Source organism: Curtobacterium sp. NPDC089185, from assembly GCF_040685235.1.
In the GTDB taxonomy this organism is placed as follows: domain Bacteria; phylum Actinomycetota; class Actinomycetes; order Actinomycetales; family Microbacteriaceae; genus Curtobacterium; species Curtobacterium citri.
The window spans coordinates 127,202-143,693 of the sequence record NZ_JBFBHK010000006.1 but is presented as its reverse complement, the minus strand read 5'-3'; the positions used below and the strand labels follow the sequence as shown (position 1 = coordinate 143,693).

Below are 16,492 nucleotides of genomic sequence, written 5' to 3'. Positions count from 1 at the left end.
ACCCGCGGCGGTGAGGGACAGGGGAAGAGCGTGGGATAGCAGCGCTGTCTCCTGTGTCGGCGCGCGCAGACGTTGCACGCGATGGTGGACGTTGTGGAGGCTCGTCCGCCCCGAGCAAGGCTCCGGACGCGGACGACCAGAAGCCTATCAGGTGCGAGAGCCTTCTCGGGCTCTCAGGCCCGGGGGGTGTCGTTCCCAGCGGCGCCGGAGCCGCTCGGCGCGGACGGGTCCGGGTCGCCGGGCAGGCTGACCCCGATCGGGATGCGGGCCTTCGCCACCGCGACGACGTCGATCACGAGCGACCCGACGACACCGGCGATGATGACGACCGCGAGCACCGGGAAGTCGACCCACGTGCGGTCGCGCAGGGCGATGAGCACCACGAGGAAGAGGACGAACTTCAGCAGCCAGGTGCCCATCACGATGCCGAAGAAGGCGCCCGAGATCATCTGGCCCTTCGACACCCGGAGGGCCACGAGCACGGACACCGCGGTCAGGCCGAGGAACACCACGCTGAGGACGGCGCCGAGCAGGCCGCCGGCGAGGCCGGGCGTGCCCGCGAGGACGAGCCCGACGACTCCCCCGACGACCGCCAGCGCGACGGCCAGGACGGCCGCCCAGACGAGGATCCGGCGGAACACGGGCCGCACGTGGTCGAGGGCGTTCGGTGCGGTCACGAGGGGTCTCCAGGGATCGTACGGTCGTTGGCGGCGCGGTCGAGGGGGTCGAGGCTGGCGTCGACCACGGTGTTCGAGCGGGTGGCCGCCTGCGCGGCGAACTCGGCGCGCTTGCGGCCGAGCGGGGCGAAGGTCGCGACGGCACAGACGGTGAACCCGACGGCGACGACCGTCACGACCCAGTACCACTCGACGAAGAGGAACAGCAGGCAGCCGACGGCGACGGTGGCGGTCCACGCGTAGAAGACGAGCACCGCGTGGAAGTGCGAGTGCCCCATGTCGAGCAACCGGTGGTGCAGGTGCTTCCGGTCCGCGGAGAACGGCGACTTGCCGGCACTGAGGCGCCGGGTGACGGCGAGGCCGAAGTCGAGGATCGGCACGATGAGGATCGCGAACGGCAGCAGGATCGGGATGAACGCCGGCAGGAGCGCCTGGCGGCTCTGGATCACGGCCGGGTCGATGTTGCCCGTGACCGAAACTGCGCTCGTGGCCATGAGGAAGCCGACGAGCAGCGCTCCCGCGTCGCCCATGAAGAGCTTCGCCGGGTGCCAGTTCAGGACGAGGAAGCCGCAGCACGCCCCGACGAGCACCGCCGTCAGGAGGGAGGGCAGGTTGAAGAAGAACTCGGTCTGCACGACGACGCGGTTGATGAAGAACGTGTAGAGGAAGAACACCCCGCCCGCGATGATCGCGACACCGGCGACCAGGCCGTCGAGGCCGTCGATGAAGTTCACCGCGTTCATCACGAGCACCACCGCGAGCACGGTGAAGATCAGGCTCATGTACGACGACCCGACGCCCAGCGTGTTGCCGATCGGGAGCGAGACGATCGCCACGCCCTGCCAGGCGAGGATGCCCGCGGCGATGATCTGCCCGGCGAGCTTGGTCATCCAGTCGAGGTCCCAGATGTCGTCCGCGACCCCCAGGACGACGATGATCGTCGCCCCGGCGAGCACGGCCAGCACCCGCCCCGGTTCGGAGAACACCAGGCGGAAGTAGTCGGTGCCGGCGATCGAGGGGAAGAGGAACCAGGCCGCGAGCAACGAGACGATCACGCCGAGGTACATCGCGATCCCGCCGAGCCGCGGCGTCGGGGTCCGGTGCACGTCGCGCTCACGGACCTTCGGGTACCAGCCGTACCGCAGGCCGAGCTTCCACACCGCCCAGCTGCACACGAAGCTCACGACGGCCGCGATGGCCCCCGCGAGCAGGTAGTACTTCACGTGACGAGGTCGGCTCCGACGACCCGGACGACGTCCTCGTCGGCGATCACCCCGTGCCGGACGATGCGGAGCTTCCCGCCCGTCGACAGCCCGGTGGCGTCGACGATCGTGGAACCGGTGGACGCCGCGTGGCCGTCGTGCAGTCGGAGCGGGCCGCCGTCGAGGTAGACGGACACGCTGTCGCCGAGCATGGCCTCGGCCTGGTCGACGTCCATCGCCGCGGGGTCGCCCGTCGAGTTGGCGGACGACACCGCGAGCGGGCCGACCTCCTGCAGGAGTTCGAGCGCGATCCGCGAGTCGGGCATCCGGAGCGCCACGGTGCCCCGGGTCTCCCCCAGGTCCCAGTCGAGCGACGGCTGGGCGCGCAGGATCACGGTCAGCCCGCCCGGCCAGAACTCGTCGACGAGGTCGCGGACCTGCTGCGGGATGTCCGTCGCCAGCGCCTCGAGCGTCGGCGGGCCCGGGATGAGCACGGGCGGCGGCGACTGCCGCGTGCGGCCCTTCGCGTCGAGCAGCCGCTGGACGGCGCTCGCGCTGAAGGCGTCCGCGGCGACGCCGTAGACGGTGTCGGTGGGGACGACGACGAGCTCGCCCCGTCCGAGTGCGGCACGAGCGAGCCGCATCCCGGTCAGGAGCCCGTCGGGGTCGGTGCAGTCGTATCGGGAGGCCATGACTCGACGATGATAGTGCGCCACAATGGGTGGCATCGTGAACGAGACGCCCGCGCCCCGACTCCTGTTCCTCTTCGACATGGACGACGTGCTCGTCCGCTACGACTGGCGGGTGCGGATGACCGCCCTCGCCGAGTACACCGGGCACTCGTTCGAGGAGATCCGGCGTCGGTGGTGGGACCGCGGCGACGAGGCGCGTGCGGAGGCGGGCCACTTCCCCGACGGCGACGCCTACCTCGCGGCCTTCACCGAGGCGATGGGGTGCGCGGTGCCGGAGGCCGACTGGGCCCGCATCCGCGGCGCCGCGATGACGGAGCTGCCCGAGCGGATCGAAGCGGTGCGCATCGCCGCCGACCACGGTCGGGTCGGTCTGCTCACGAACAACGGACCGCTCGCCGGCCGGTGGATCGGTCGCTGGGCCCCGTCGCTGCCCCCGCTCTTCGGCGAGCACCTCGACACCACGAGCAACTTCGGTGCGCGCAAGCCCGAGCCCGCGGTGTTCGAGCGGGCGCTCGCGCACCACGGCGTGCCGGCCGAGCGTGCGTTCTTCGCCGACGACATGCCCGTCAACGTCGAGGCGGCCAGGAGCGTCGGCATCCACGCGGTCCTCGTCGAGGAGCACACCGACCTGCGCCGGGCGGTGCGTGCCTTCGTCACGGCCCAGGAGCGCGTCACCACCGCCTGAGCGGCACGGGAAGGCCGGACGGGAGGCCCGTCGAGCGTCCGCCTAGCGGGTCGCGGTGGTCGTGCGGTCGCGTCCCGTCAGGTCGACGTGCGTCTCCGGGGACCGGAACCCCCGGCGCGCCAGCACCGCGCGCACGCCGGCACCCTGCTGCTCTGCGTGCTCGATCACGAGCAGGCCGCCCGGCACGAGCAGCCGCCGGGCCGTCTCGGTGAGGGCCCGCACGGCGTCGAGGCCGTCCGCTCCCCCGTACAGCGCGAGCGCCGGGTCGTGGTCGCGGACCTCCGGGTCCACGGGCACCATGTCGTCCGGCACGTACGGCGGGTTCGACACGACGACCGACACCGTGCCGTCGAGCTCGGGCAGCGCGTCCGCGAGGTCGCCCTCGACGAGTCGAACGGTCCCACCGTGGGCGTCCACGTTGCGCCGCGTCCACGGCAGTGCCTCGGGCGACCGCTCGACCGCGTACACCACGGCGTTCGGCACCTCGGTGTCCATCGCGATCGCGATCGCCCCGCTGCCGGAGCCGAGGTCGACGGCCACGGGCGACGGCACCGCGGTCGCGCGGAGCGCGTCGATGCCGAACTGCACGACGCCCTCGGTCTCGGGCCGGGGCACGAAGACGCCCGGTCCGACCGCCAGGGTCAGCGCGCGGAAGTACGCCTGCCCCGTGATGTGCTGGAGCGGTTCACGGGTGACGCGTCGGGCGACCGCGTGGCGGAAGCGCTCGACGTGCTCCGGGGCGATCGCTCCCCCGGTCATCGCCCGGGCCTGCACCGCGCCCCGGGAGGTGTCCGTCGCCCACGCGAGCAGCAGCTCGGCGTCCACTCGTGGGGTCGGGACGCCGGACGCGACGAGCGCCGCGGTCGCCTGTTCGAGCAGGCGATCCGCGGCGGCCGGGACGGGCGTGTCGGACGTGATGCGTGCCTCCAGGCCGGCAGTCAGGCGTCCTGGTCGCCGATGGCGGCGAGCCGAGCCTCTTCGTCCGCCGAGATGGCGGACTGCACGACGGGCTCGAGCGCACCGTTCATCACGCGGTCCAGGTCGTACGCCTTGTACCCGGTGCGGTGGTCCGCGATCCGGTTCTCCGGGAAGTTGTACGTGCGGATGCGCTCCGAACGGTCCATGCCGCGGATCTGCGACTTGCGCGCGTCCGAGGCGATGGCGTCGAGCTCCTCCTGCTGCCGCGCGAGGATGCGGGCCCGGAGGACGCGCATGCCGGCCTCACGGTTCTGCAGCTGCGACTTCTCGTTCTGCATCGCCACCGTGATGCCCGTGGGCAGGTGGGTGATGCGCACGGCGGAGTCGGTCGTGTTGACCGACTGCCCGCCCGGACCGGAGGACCGGTAGACGTCGATCTTGAGGTCGTTCTGGTTGATCTGGACCTCCTCGGGCTCGTCCACCTCGGGGAACACCAGCACGCCGGTGGTCGAGGTGTGGATGCGCCCCTGCGACTCGGTGGCCGGCACGCGCTGCACGCGGTGCACGCCGCCCTCGTACTTCAGGTGCGCCCAGACGCCCTGGGACGGGTCGGTCGCGTTCGACTTGATCGCGACCTGCACGTCCTTGTAGCCGCCGAGGTCGCTCTCGGTCCGCTCGAGGAGCTCGACCTTCCAGCCCTTCGTCTCGGCGTAGTGCGAGTACATGCGCAGGAGGTCGGCCGCGAAGAGTGCGGACTCCTCGCCGCCCTCACCGCCCTTGATCTCCATGATGACGTCGCGGCCGTCGTCCGGGTCCCGCGGGATGAGCAGTCGACGGAGACGCTCCTGGCGCTCCGACAGCTGCTCCTGGAGTGCCGGGACCTCGTCCGCGAACGCCTCGTCCTCGCGGGCGAGCTCCTGGGCGGCGGCGAGGTCGTCCCCCGCCGCCTGCCAGGCCTCGTACGCGGCCTTGATCTGGTTGAGCTCGGCGTACCGCCGGTTCACCTTCTTCGCGCGGGCCGCATCGGCGTGGAGCGCGGGGTCCGACAGCTGCTGCGTCAGGTCCTCGTGTTCCGCCAGCAGCCCTGCCACCGACTCGAACACGCGTTACTCCTGGTGGCCGTTGCCGTGGTGACCGTTGGTCGCCGGCACCGACTTCTGGATCTGGACCAGGAACTCGACGTTCGACTGCGTCTCCTTGAGGTTGCGGAGGACGACGTCGAGCGCCTGCTGCGGGTCGAGCCCCGCGAGTGCCCGGCGCAGGCGCCAGGTGATCGCGACCTCGTCCGCGGAGAGCAGCTGCTCCTCGCGCCGGGTACCGGAGGCGTTGATGTCCACGGCCGGGAAGATCCGCTTGTCAGCGAGGTGCCGGTTGAGGCGGAGCTCCATGTTGCCGGTGCCCTTGAACTCCTCGAAGATCACCTCGTCCATCTTCGACCCGGTCTCGACGAGCGCGGTGGCGAGGATGGTCAGCGAGCCGCCGTCCTCGATGTTGCGCGCGGCGCCGAAGAAGCGCTTCGGCGGGTACAGCGCCGCCGAGTCCACGCCGCCGGAGAGCACGCGGCCCGAGGCCGGGGTCGCCAGGTTGTATGCGCGGCCCAGACGGGTGATCGAGTCGAGGAGCACGACGACGTCGTGTCCGAGCTCGACGAGGCGCTTCGCACGCTCGATGGCGAGCTCCGCGACCGTCGTGTGGTCCTCGGCCGGACGGTCGAAGGTCGAGGCGATGACCTCGCCCTTCACCGAGCGCTGCATGTCGGTGACCTCTTCGGGCCGCTCGTCCACGAGCACGACCATGAGGTGCGCCTCGGGGTTGTTCTTCGCGATGGCGTTCGCGATCGCCTGCAGCACGACGGTCTTGCCGGCCTTGGGGGGCGACACGATGAGACCACGCTGGCCCTTGCCGATCGGCGACACGAGGTCGATGATGCGGGTCGACAGCTTCTGCGGCTCGGTCTCGAGGCGCAGGCGCTCGTTCGGGTACAGCGGGGTGAGGTCCTGGAAGTCGACGCGCGCGGCGGCCTCCTCGGCGGTCTGGCCGTTCACGGTGTCGACCTTGACCAGGGCGTTGTACTTCTGGCGGCCCTGCTGCTCGTCGTTCCGCGGCTGCTTGATCGACCCGACGACCGCGTCGCCCTTGCGCAGGTGGTACTTCTTCACCTGGCCGAGCGAGACGTAGACGTCGCTCGGGCCCGGCAGGTACCCGGTGGTGCGCACGAAGGCGTAGTTGTCGAGCACGTCGAGGATGCCCGCGATCGGGATGAGGACGTCGTCCTCGGTGATCTCCGGCTCGAACTCGTCGTTCTGGCCACCACGACCGCGCTTGCGGTCGCGCTGACGACGGCCCCGACCGGTGTCGGCCTCGTCCTGCTGCTGACCGTTCTGCTTCTGCTGGCCGTTCTGCTGCTGACCGTTCTGCTGGCCGTTCTGCTGGCCGTTCTGCTTCTGCTGACCGTTCTGCTGGCGGTCGTCCTGCTTGGCGTCGCCGGAGCGCTGGTCGTCCTGCTTGCCGTTCTGCTTCTGCTGGGCAGCCTGCTGCTGCCCGCCCTGCTGGTCACCGTTCTGCTGCTCGGTGCCGTCGGCGTTCTGCCCGCGACCACGACCGCGACCCCGGCTGCGACGACCGCGGCGGGAGCCGCCCTCGCCCTGCTGGTCGGACTGGTCGCCCTGGTCGCCCTGCTCCGGGGCGGAGGTGGGCTGCTCGGCGGAGGCGACACGGGCCTCCTGGCCGGCGTCCTGCTGCTGCGCGTCGTCCTGCTGCTGCTCGGGCGCCTGCTGGGCCGCGTCCTGTCCGCCGCGACGGCCGCGACGACGGCCGTTCTGCGCCGCCTCGGCCGCGTCCTTCTCGGCACGGACCTGGTCGAGGCCCGCGAGCAGGTCCTCGGTACCGGTGTGGCCGTGGTTGGTGTGCTCGGCGGCCGACGTCGGCTCCGCGGTGACGGTGCCGCTCGACGAGGCACGGCGCGACCGGCGGCCGCGCGCAGGCTGCTCGGCCTGCTCGGTGCCGGGCTGCTGGGCGTCGTGCTGCTGGGCGTCGGGCTGCTGCTCGGCGGCGGGCTGCGCCGTCTCGACCGGCTGTGCGGAGGCGTCCTCAGCAGCCGGCGACGTCGCCGGGGCGGCCAGCGTCGGCTGCTCCGTGGCGGCGGGCGCTTCGGCTGCCCCGGGGGCCGCTGCCTCGTCGCCTGCCGGGCGCTTGTCCTCGATCGCCGCGATGAGGTCGCCCTTGCGGAGCTTCGAGAGCCCGGTGATGCCGAGCGAGGATGCGATGCGCTGGAGCTCCGGCAGGCGGAGTGCGCGCAGGTCGCTGGGGATCTCCACCGCGGTGGAGTCGTTGACGTTCGTCAAGGTCGGTGTTTCCTTTCGGACCGCAGAACGCGGAGAGTTTCCACCGTCACGGCGCTGGGATGCGCTGCGTCCGTCGTTCAGACGACGGACCGGGATTCGGTGTTCTGAAAGAGAGTGCCCCCGCGCACCGGACCCTGCGCCAGCAGCGGATCAGTCCAGGGCGGATGATTCCTTGCGCCTACGCGGGATCGGCTTCGAGCGCCGAGTGCGGCACCACTGTAGCACCACCGAGGTCCACGGCCAGCATGAGCGCCCGCCAGTCCCCCTGCGCGTGTCGCTGCACGAGGTCGGCGGCCGTCAGGCGCTGCGACGGGTCGCTGCCGAGCACGAGCAGGCTCGGTCCGGCGCCGGACACCACCGCGGCGAGCCCGTGCTGACGGAGGAGGGCGATCAGGGCGTCGGTCTCCGGCATCGCGCTCGCGCGGTACGACTGGTGCAGCCGGTCCTCGGTCGCCGCGAGCAGGAGCTCGGGGCTCTGGATGAGCGCCGCGACGAGGAGGGCCGAGCGGGACACGTTGAACGCGGCGTCCTCGTGCGGCACGCTCGCGGGCTGCAGTGAGCGGGCGAGCTTCGTCGACAGCGTCGAGGCGGGGACGAACACGACGGGCGACACACCGCGGTGGACGAGCAGTCGCTTGACGGCGGGCCCGTCGGCCGTCATCCAGGCGATGGTGAGGCCACCGAAGAGCGCCGGCGCGACGTTGTCCGGGTGCCCCTCCATCTCGGTGGCCAGGGTGAGGAGCGTCGAGGCGTCGAGGTCGACGATCCCCTCGAGCAGGCCGCGCGCCGCCATCAGGCCGGCGACGATGGCCGCCGCGGACGAACCCATCCCGCGGCCGTGCGCGATGGCGTTCACGGCGTGCAGGTCGAGCCCGGGCTGCTCCACCCCGGCGTGTGCGAGCCCGCGACGGACCGCCTGGACGACCAGGTTGGTGTCGTCCGTGGCGACCTCGCCGGCGCCGACGCCCTCGACGGTCACCGTCGCGCCGGGCTCCGGCCGGACGCGCACGACGACCTCGTCGTACACGGAGAGCGCGAGGCCGAGCGAGTCGAACCCGGGGCCGAGGTTCGCCGAGGTCGCCGGGACGCGCACGCGGACCGCCCGTCCGGCCGGTACAGCACTGCGGGCGGTCATGCCCTCCCCCGGTCCGGACGAGCGGTCGGTGCTCACGCGGGGCCGACCAGTCCGAGGACCTCCGCCACCGACTTCGTGTCCACCGGGACGCTCGTCGGGGCGACCTCGCCGCCGTCCGCCGTGCGGAGGGCCCACTGCGGGTCCTTCAGGCCGTGACCGGTCACCGTGATGACGACCTTCGCCCCCTTCGGCACGACACCGGCGTCCGCGCGCTCGAGCAGCCCGGCGACACCGATGGCCGACGCCGGCTCGACGAAGACGCCGACCTCGGCCGACAGGATCCGGTGTGCGGCGAGGATGCCCTCGTCGGTGATCGCGCCGAAGTAGCCGTCGGTCTCCTCGCGGGCGTCGAGGGCGTACTGCCACGAGGCCGGGTTGCCGATCCGGATCGCCGAGGCGATGGTGTCCGGGTGGCGGACGACCTCGCCGGAGACGATCGGCGCGGACCCGGCGGCCTGGAAGCCGAACATGCGGGGCATCCGGGTCGACCGGCCCGCGGCGACGTCCTCGCGGTACCCGCGGGAGTACGCGGTGTAGTTGCCCGCGTTGCCGACCGGCAGGAAGTGGAAGTCCGGCGCGTCACCGAGCACGTCGACGACCTCGAACGCGGCGGTCTTCTGGCCCTCGATGCGGTCGTTGTTCACCGAGTTGACGAGGTGCACCGGGTAGTTCGCCGCGAGATCACGGGCGATGTCGAGGCAGTCGTCGAAGTTGCCCTGGACCTGCAGCAGCTGCGCGTCGTGCGCGACGGCCTGGCTGAGCTTGCCCATCGCGATCTTGCCCTCGGGCACGAGCACCGCCGCGGTGATGCCCGCGTGCGTGGCGTAGGCGGCGGCCGAGGCGCTCGTGTTGCCGGTCGAGGCGCAGATGACGGCCTTCGCGCCGTGCTCGACGGCCTTCGAGATAGCCATCGTCATGCCGCGGTCCTTGAACGACCCGGTCGGGTTCATGCCCTCGAACTTGACGTACACGTCCGCGCCGGTGCGCTCCGACAGGCGTCGCGCCGGGATGAGCGGCGTCCCGCCCTCGCCGAGGGTGACGACGGGCGTCGCCTCGGTGACGTCGAGACGGTCGGCGTACTCGCGCAGGACTCCCTGCCACTGGTGGGCCATCAGGCTCTCCTTGTTCGGTGTGTTGCTCGGGCTCCGCGGACCGGGGCTCAGGCCCCGACGACCCGCAGGACGCTGGTGGTCTCGACGACGACGTCCTCGTTCCGGAGCGCGACGACCGTGGCGGCCAGGTCGGACTCGCGGGCGAGGTGCGTGCCGATGACGAGGGTGGCGGTGCCGGGCGTGCCGTCGCCCGGGTCGGTCGCGGCGGACTGCTCGACGGTCTGCACGCTCACGCCGTGCTTCGCCAGCACGCCCGCGACCGTGGAGAGCACGCCGGGGGCGTCCGCCACGTGGAGCGTGATCTGGTAGCGGGTCCGCACGGTGCCGATCGGGAAGACGGGCAGTGCGGACTGGGTCGACTCCGCGATGCCGGGGCCGCCGATGACGTGCCGACGCGCGGCGGACACCAGGTCGCCCAGCACGGCCGACGCCGTCTCGACGCCGCCGGCACCCGCGCCGTAGAACATGAGGTCGCCGGCCGCCTCGGCCTCGACGAAGACGGCGTTCTTCGCGCCGTGCACGCTCGCCAGCGGGTGCGACTCGGGCACGAGCGCCGGGTACACGCGGGCGCTGACGCCCTCGACGCCGTCCGCGTCGGTCAGGCGCTCGGCGGTCGCGAGGATCTTCACGACGTAGCCGGCCTTGCGCGCGGCACGCACCTGCTCGATCGTCACGTCGGTGATGCCCTCGCGGTGCACGGCGGCCAGCGGCACCGAGGTGTGGAACGCGAGCGAGGCCAGGATGGCCGCCTTCTGCGCGGCGTCGTAGCCCTCGACGTCGGCGGTCGGGTCGGCCTCGGCGTACCCGAGCTCCGTCGCGGTCGCCAGGGCCGCCTCGAAGGTCGAGCCCTCGCGGTCCATCAGGTCGAGGATGAAGTTCGTGGTGCCGTTGACGATGCCCATGATGCGCTCGATGCGGTCACCCGCGAGCGAGTCGTGCAGCGGCCGGATGATCGGGATCGCACCGGCGACGGCGGCCTCGTAGTAGAGCTGCGCGCCGACCTGCTCCGCCGCGGCGAAGAGCTCGGGGCCGTGCGTGGCGAGGAGCGCCTTGTTGCCGGTGACGACGTCCGCGCCGGACTGCAGCGCCTGCAGCACGAGGGTGCGAGCGGGCTCTATGCCACCGATGAGCTCGACGACGATGTCGGCCCCGAGGATGAGCGACTGCGCGTCCGTCGTGAAGAGGTCCTTCGGCAGGTCCACGTCGCGCGGGGCGTCCAGGTCGCGGACCGCGATGCCGACGAGCTCGAGCCCTGCGCCCGCACGGGATGCCAGCTCGTCACCGTGCTCGAGGAGCAGGCGGGCCACCTGGGAACCGACGGAACCGGCTCCGAGCAGCGCGACGCGGACGTTGCGGTATTCGATCATGTGGTGCGCATTCCTGTGGGTCGGGTGTCAGCCCGGTTCGGTCGGGGTCAGCGGCCGGAGCCGGCGACGACCCCCGTGTCGCGGGCGAGCAGGTCGTCGATGGACTCGCCACGGACGAGGATACGGGCTGTGCCGTCGGCGACCGCGACGACCGGCGGGCGACCGACGTGGTTGTAGTTGCTGGAGAGCGACCAGCAGTAGGCCCCGGTCGCGGCCACGGCGAGCAGGTCACCGCGGTGCACGTCACCCGGCAGGTACTCGTCGTGCACGACGACGTCCCCGGACTCGCAGTGCTTGCCGACCACGCGGGTGAGGATCGGTGCGGCGTCCGACGTCCGCGCCAGTCGCGCCGTGTAGTCCGCGCCGTAGAGGGCGGGGCGTGCGTTGTCGCTCATGCCGCCGTCGACCGAGACGTACGTGCGTGTGGCCGACACCCCGTCGTCCGACTCGAGGGCCACCGGCTTGATCGTGCCGACGCGGTAGAGCGTGATCCCGGCCGGGCCGACGATGTAGCGACCGGGCTCCACGGCGACCTCGGGGACGGGGATCCCCCGCTCCGCGCAGGCCTCCGCGACGATGCTCGCGAGGGCCTCGGCGACGTCCTCGGGCGCGAACGCGGAGTCCCCCTCGGTGTAGTCGATGCCCCAGCCGCCGCCGAGGTTGAGCTCCGGCACCGGACCGGACGCCACGAGTTCGGCGTGCACGTCCATCAGGCGTCGCGCTGCCTCGCGGAAGCCGGACTCGTCGAAGATCTGCGACCCGATGTGCGAGTGCAGCCCGACGAAGGCCAGCGAGGGCTCGGCGCGCACCGCGGCGGCCGCGTCGACCGCCTCGGAGAGCGGGATGCCGAACTTCTGGTCCTCGCGCGCGGTGGCGAGGTACTCGTGGGTGCTCGCGTGCACGCCGCTGTTGATGCGGATCCGCACGCGCTGGACCGTGCCGGCCTCGGCGGCGGCACGGGCGACGCGGCCGATCTCCTCGTGACTGTCGAGCACGATCGTGCCGAGTCCGACCTCGACGGCACGCGCGATCTCGGCGTCGGACTTGTCGTTGCCGTGGAAGCCGAGCATCGCCGGGTCGGCACCGCCGGCGAGGGCGACCGCGAGCTCACCGGCCGTGCAGACGTCGAGCCGCAGCCCCGCTTCCGTCATCCAGGCGGCGACCTGCGTCGTGAAGAAGGCCTTCGCCGCGTAGTACACGTGTGCCCGCGTGCCGATGCGCTCGAACGCCTCGGTGAAGGCGGTGCGCACGCGGGCCGCGCGGGCCTGCACGTCGCGCTCGTCGACGACGTAGAGCGGCGAGCCGAACTGCTCGACGAGGGCGGACGCGGTGTTGCCGCCGACCACGAGCTCGCCGTCGTCGGTCCGCGTCGCGGAGGCCGGCCAGATCCGCGCTGTCAGCGCGGAGGCGTCGTCCGGCGTCCGCAGCCGCGGCGGGGCAAGGGGGTTGGCGCTCACGGGACCCGATCCTAGCGAGCCGGGACGAGCCTCCCGGCCGGTGTTACGCCCGCCGGTCAGCCGCAGCTGCCCACGGTCCGGAGGCCCTGCTCGGTGAGCGGCAGCGTGCCGGCCGTGACGCGCACGGTCGCCTGCCGGGCGGTGATGTCGAGCGAGCGGATGCGCAGCTGCTCCGGCAGGAACCGCGCGGTGCAGACCTGGACCGGCACGTCGGTGACCCCGGGGATCGAGTCGACGCCGAGCCCGAGGTCCGGGTTGGTGATGCGGACGTTCCGCGGGGTGATCGTGACGCCGCGGCCGTCGGACTGCGTGGTGACGGCGCCGGTCGCCGCGTAGGAGATGTCGTACCCGAGCACCGCGGTCGACCCGGACAGCTCGACGCCGTCGTCCACCAGGCGGAGTCGCTGGAACAGCGGGCTGTACTTCGCCAGGTCCTTCACGCTCGTCGCGGCGAGGGTCACGTGCCCGTCGACGTCGTGCACGTCCCCCTGCCCGTCGACCGGCACGTCGCGCGCGGTGACGTCGGCGGCGAGCGGCACACCGTCCACCGTCAGGCGGTCGGAGGTGATGTGCACGTCCGCCAGGGTCCCGGCGAGCAGCTGCGGGATGACGATGCCGTCCGCGTGCGCGGTGACCTCGCCGGTCGCACCCTCGGGCAGCGACTGCTCGACCTGGTCCGCGATGATCCGGTCGACGACGCCGCGCAGGACGAACTCGGCGACCACCGCGAGGACGGCGAGCACGAGCACCACGACGACGAGGACGACGGGCCAGCGACGGCGCTTCCGGGTGGGCTCGGTGGCTGCGGACATGCGTCCCACCCTGCCAGGTGCTCCCCGCGGCCCGGCTGGGGGCGGGGTGGGCGCCCGGTGGGCGCGGGCGCGGCGGCGCGGGGTGCGGACGCGACGCTGCTCCGGCCTGGAGGAGCGGGACGGGCCCGCCACGCGCCTCCCGTCCGCCCGTTCCTTCCCATGACGCGCGCGATGCCTGGCGGGATCGGGCGTACCGGGTCGTGCGGAACCGCCGGGTACGCCCCGAACCACTCGGTACCCCCGGAAGTACCCGGAAGGCCGCCGCGGCGCGGGGCGCGACCCTGCCCGGCCTGGAGGCGCGGGTGCGGCCCGCCACGCACGTCACGGCCGCCGCAGGGTCGCGTCCCCGCGACGCGGCGCGTACCGCCCGCGCACAACGAGAAGCGCGTCGCGCCACGCAATTCCGTGGCGCGACGCGCTCGTCGTTGTGCGGGCGCAGCGCCGCGCCCGCGCCGCGCTACATGCGGTCGGGTGCGGTGACCCCGAGGAGGGTCAGGCCGTTGCGGACGACCTGCCCGGTGGCGTCGTTCAGCCAGAGGCGCGTGCGGTGCAGGTCCGTCACGGCCTCGTCGCCGAGCGGGGTCACGCGGCAGGCGTCGTACCAGCGGTGGTACAGCCCGGCGAGCTGCTCGATGTACCGCGCGATGCGGTGCGGCTCGCGGAGCTCGGCAGCCTGACGCACCACCCGCGGGTACTCCGCAAGGGCGCCGAGCAGCGCGCCCTCGGTGTCGTGCGTGAGCAGCGACGCGTCGAACGCCGAACGGTCCACACCCGAGGCGGCGGCGTTGCGCGCGACCGACTGCGTGCGGGCGTGGGCGTACTGCACGTAGAAGACCGGGTTGTCGTTGGTCCGCTTCGTGAGCAGGTCGAGGTCGATGTCGATCGCGGTGTCGCTGGCGAACCGGACGAGGGCGTACCGGCCGGCGTCCACACCCACGGCGTCGACGAGGTCCTCCATCGTGACGATCGTGCCGTTGCGCTTCGACATGCGCATCGGCTCGCCGTCCTTGAGCAGGTTGACCATCTGCCCGATGAGGATCTCGAGGTTCGTGCCCGGCTCGTCGCCGAACGCCGCGCACAGCGCCATCATGCGGCCGACGTAGCCGTGGTGGTCGGCGCCGAGCATGATGAGGTTCCGCTCGAAGCCGCGCTCGCGCTTGTCGAGGTAGTACGCCAGGTCACCGGCGATGTACGCGGGCTGCCCGTCGGACTTGATCACGACCCGGTCGCGGTCGTCGCCGAAGTCGGTCGTGCGGAGCCAGAGCGCGCCCTCGGCCTCGTACATCTTGCCGAGGGACTGCAGCCGCTCGATGGCGCGCTCGACGGCCTTCGACTCGTGCAGCGAGTTCTCGTGGAAGAACACGTCGAAGTCGACGCCGAAGTCGTGCAGCGACGACTTGATGTCCGCGAACATGAAGTCGACGCCCTCGCGGCGGAACAGCTCCTGCGCCTCGTCCCGCGGCAGGTCCGTGACGTCGGTGCCGGCCGGCAGCGTCGCGATCACCCGCGCGGCGATCTCGGCGATGTAGGCGCCGCCGTAGCCGTCCTCCGGGGTGGGCTCGCCGAGCGCGGAGGCGACCAGCGACCGGGCGAAGCGGTCGATCTGCGCGCCGTGGTCGTTGAAGTAGTACTCGCGGGTGACGAGGCCGCCTTGCGCCTCGAACACGCGGGCGAGGCTGTCGCCCACGGCCGCCCAGCGCACGCCACCCATGTGGATCGGGCCGGTCGGGTTCGCGGAGACGAACTCGAGGTCGATGCGGACGCCGTCGTAGAGGTCGCCACGCCCGAACGCCTGCGCCTGGTCGACGATCGTGCGGGCGATCTCGCCGGCCGCGGCGGCCTCGAGCGTGATGTTGATGAAGCCGGGACCGGCCACGTCGACCGAGGCGACGCCGTCGAGCTCGGTCAGCTCGCCCGCGATCTCGGTCGCGAGCTCACGCGGGTTCGTACCGAGGCGCTTGGCGAGCTGCATGGCCGCGTTCGACGCCCAGTCGCCGTGCGCGCGGTTCTTCGGACGCTCGAGGGCCACGTGGGACTCCCCGATCGTCACGGTGTCGGACGCGCCTCGTCGCTCGACGATCCCGGTCAGGATCGACAGGTACGCGGCGGAGAGTTCGGCAGGAGTCACGAGGGTCGAGTCTACCGGGACACCCAGGTGCCTCGCGGGCCGGTGCCGGTCCCCGTGCAGCATCATGTCCGGATGACCACCCGCAGCCGTGCCCGGGCGATCACCGTCGCCGCCCTCACCGTCGCCGCGTCCGCCCTCCTGTCGGGCTGCACCGGCGCCCGCGACACCGCCCCGAGCGCCACGGCGACGCCCATCGGCACGGCCGTGCGGCAGTCCTGCGCCGACCTGCTGCCCGCCGAGGCGCTGGCCGTGTACGGGAAGACCTTCCGGCAGGACACCGACTGGCGTCCGGGCGGGGGCACGCCCGCGGCCACGATCGAGCGCCAGCGCGGGCGGGTCTGCCGCTTCGTCGCCACCGACGACCCGGGCACCACCGTCACGCTCGCGGTCGCGCACCTGCCTGAGAAGTCGCTCACGACCCTCAAGGACGCCCTGTACGAACGCGGCGGCTCCGTCCCGACCTACCGCGTCGAGGGGTACTACGCCCTCGCCGACGGGGTCGGCCGCGCGGACGCCTTCCCCGACCCGTACTGGATCACCACCGAGTCGACGCTCTTCACGGAGCCCGGCGGGGCGCAGCCCGTCGTCGACGCGGTCCGCGCCGTCCTGCAGCCGACCGCCTCGGCGAGCCCGACGGGCTGAGCCGGCCACCGCCGGACGGGAGGCGCGGCGCGATCCCGCACCGCGCCTCCCGTCCGGCGGTCCGCACGACACGGGCGCGACACGCGCTGTCGGGACCGGGTCACCGGACCTGCTACGGTTGGTGTCACCCACGAGCCCCCATAGCTCAGGGGATAGAGCACTGCCCTCCGGAGGCAGGGGCGGAGGTTCGAATCCTCCTGGGGGCACAGGAAACTCCCGCGCAGGACGAGGTGCTCGCTGCGCTCGGTCCGCGTCGCGCGATGTCGCCTGCGGCGGCCGTCACCCGTGGTCGAGCCCGGCTCCTGCGTCCCGATCGGCCGC

Annotated in this window: 14 protein-coding genes and 1 tRNA gene; 3 read left to right on the top strand and 12 right to left on the bottom strand. The window is 72.5% G+C overall.

The window, feature by feature from the left end; translation table 11 throughout:
- Nucleotides 1-173 precede the first annotated feature (173 nt).
- From AB0N84_RS08630 to AB0N84_RS08620, 3 genes are read right to left on the bottom strand one after another with little or no spacing between them, the layout of a single operon-like run.
- Nucleotides 174-677, bottom strand: a complete 504-nt coding sequence (locus AB0N84_RS08630) for a hypothetical protein (RefSeq protein ID WP_083263595.1) — start codon at nt 675-677, stop codon at nt 174-176.
- Nucleotides 674-1,900, bottom strand: a complete 1,227-nt coding sequence (locus AB0N84_RS08625; protein ID WP_069710755.1) for an MraY family glycosyltransferase — start codon at nt 1,898-1,900, stop codon at nt 674-676. The genes AB0N84_RS08630 and AB0N84_RS08625 overlap by 4 nt, the downstream gene beginning before the upstream one ends.
- Complete coding sequence (locus AB0N84_RS08620; protein ID WP_069710754.1) at nt 1,897-2,571, bottom strand: L-threonylcarbamoyladenylate synthase; 675 nt, start codon at nt 2,569-2,571, stop codon at nt 1,897-1,899. The genes AB0N84_RS08625 and AB0N84_RS08620 overlap by 4 nt, the downstream gene beginning before the upstream one ends.
- A gap of 37 nt (nt 2,572-2,608) precedes the next feature.
- Here AB0N84_RS08620 and AB0N84_RS08615 point away from each other — a divergent pair, with 37 nt between their 5' ends.
- On the top strand, nt 2,609-3,256 hold the full coding sequence (locus tag AB0N84_RS08615; RefSeq protein ID WP_182046845.1) for an HAD family phosphatase: 648 nt from the start codon (nt 2,609-2,611) through the stop codon (nt 3,254-3,256).
- Between the two features lie 42 nt (nt 3,257-3,298).
- Here AB0N84_RS08615 and prmC read toward each other — a convergent pair whose 3' ends face one another.
- The 9 genes from prmC to argS all read right to left on the bottom strand — a co-directional run bounded on the left by prmC (nt 3,299) and on the right by argS (nt 15,529).
- Entirely contained in the window at nt 3,299-4,135 is an 837-nt protein-coding gene (gene prmC / locus AB0N84_RS08610; protein WP_289458936.1) for a peptide chain release factor N(5)-glutamine methyltransferase, read from the bottom strand.
- Between the two features lie 59 nt (nt 4,136-4,194).
- On the bottom strand, nt 4,195-5,277 hold the full coding sequence (gene prfA, locus AB0N84_RS08605) for a peptide chain release factor 1 (RefSeq protein WP_069710751.1): 1,083 nt from the start codon (nt 5,275-5,277) through the stop codon (nt 4,195-4,197).
- Nucleotides 5,278-5,280: 3 nt separating this feature from the next.
- Nucleotides 5,281-7,518 carry a transcription termination factor Rho gene (gene rho, locus AB0N84_RS08600; protein ID WP_289458867.1) on the bottom strand — a complete coding sequence of 746 codons (2,238 nt, stop codon included), beginning with the start codon at nt 7,516-7,518 and terminating at the stop codon, nt 5,281-5,283.
- A gap of 178 nt (nt 7,519-7,696) precedes the next feature.
- Nucleotides 7,697-8,653: a homoserine kinase gene (thrB, locus tag AB0N84_RS08595; RefSeq protein WP_289458937.1), complete on the bottom strand. Its 957-nt coding sequence runs from the start codon at nt 8,651-8,653 to the stop codon at nt 7,697-7,699.
- 32 nt (nt 8,654-8,685) lie between these two features.
- A complete protein-coding gene (thrC, locus tag AB0N84_RS08590; RefSeq protein ID WP_182046847.1) occupies nt 8,686-9,765 on the bottom strand; it encodes a threonine synthase in 1,080 nt (359 codons plus the stop codon).
- Between the two features lie 47 nt (nt 9,766-9,812).
- Nucleotides 9,813-11,132 (bottom strand): homoserine dehydrogenase, encoded by a 1,320-nt coding sequence (locus tag AB0N84_RS08585; protein ID WP_069710748.1) that lies wholly within the window; start codon nt 11,130-11,132, stop codon nt 9,813-9,815.
- Nucleotides 11,133-11,179: 47 nt separating this feature from the next.
- Nucleotides 11,180-12,589, bottom strand: a complete 1,410-nt coding sequence (gene lysA / locus AB0N84_RS08580; RefSeq protein WP_182046848.1) for a diaminopimelate decarboxylase — start codon at nt 12,587-12,589, stop codon at nt 11,180-11,182.
- 56 nt (nt 12,590-12,645) lie between these two features.
- On the bottom strand, nt 12,646-13,401 hold the full coding sequence (locus AB0N84_RS08575) for a DUF2993 domain-containing protein (protein WP_182046849.1): 756 nt from the start codon (nt 13,399-13,401) through the stop codon (nt 12,646-12,648).
- 457 nt (nt 13,402-13,858) lie between these two features.
- Complete coding sequence (argS, locus tag AB0N84_RS08570; protein WP_363545251.1) at nt 13,859-15,529, bottom strand: arginine--tRNA ligase; 1,671 nt, start codon at nt 15,527-15,529, stop codon at nt 13,859-13,861.
- Nucleotides 15,530-15,601: 72 nt separating this feature from the next.
- On the opposite strand from argS, the gene AB0N84_RS08565 reads away from it, so the two are divergent.
- Both AB0N84_RS08565 and AB0N84_RS08560 read left to right on the top strand, forming a co-directional pair.
- Complete coding sequence (locus tag AB0N84_RS08565; RefSeq protein WP_363545248.1) at nt 15,602-16,171, top strand: hypothetical protein; 570 nt, start codon at nt 15,602-15,604, stop codon at nt 16,169-16,171.
- 134 nt (nt 16,172-16,305) lie between these two features.
- Nucleotides 16,306-16,377 (top strand) — tRNA-Arg (locus AB0N84_RS08560).
- Nucleotides 16,378-16,492 lie beyond the last annotated feature (115 nt).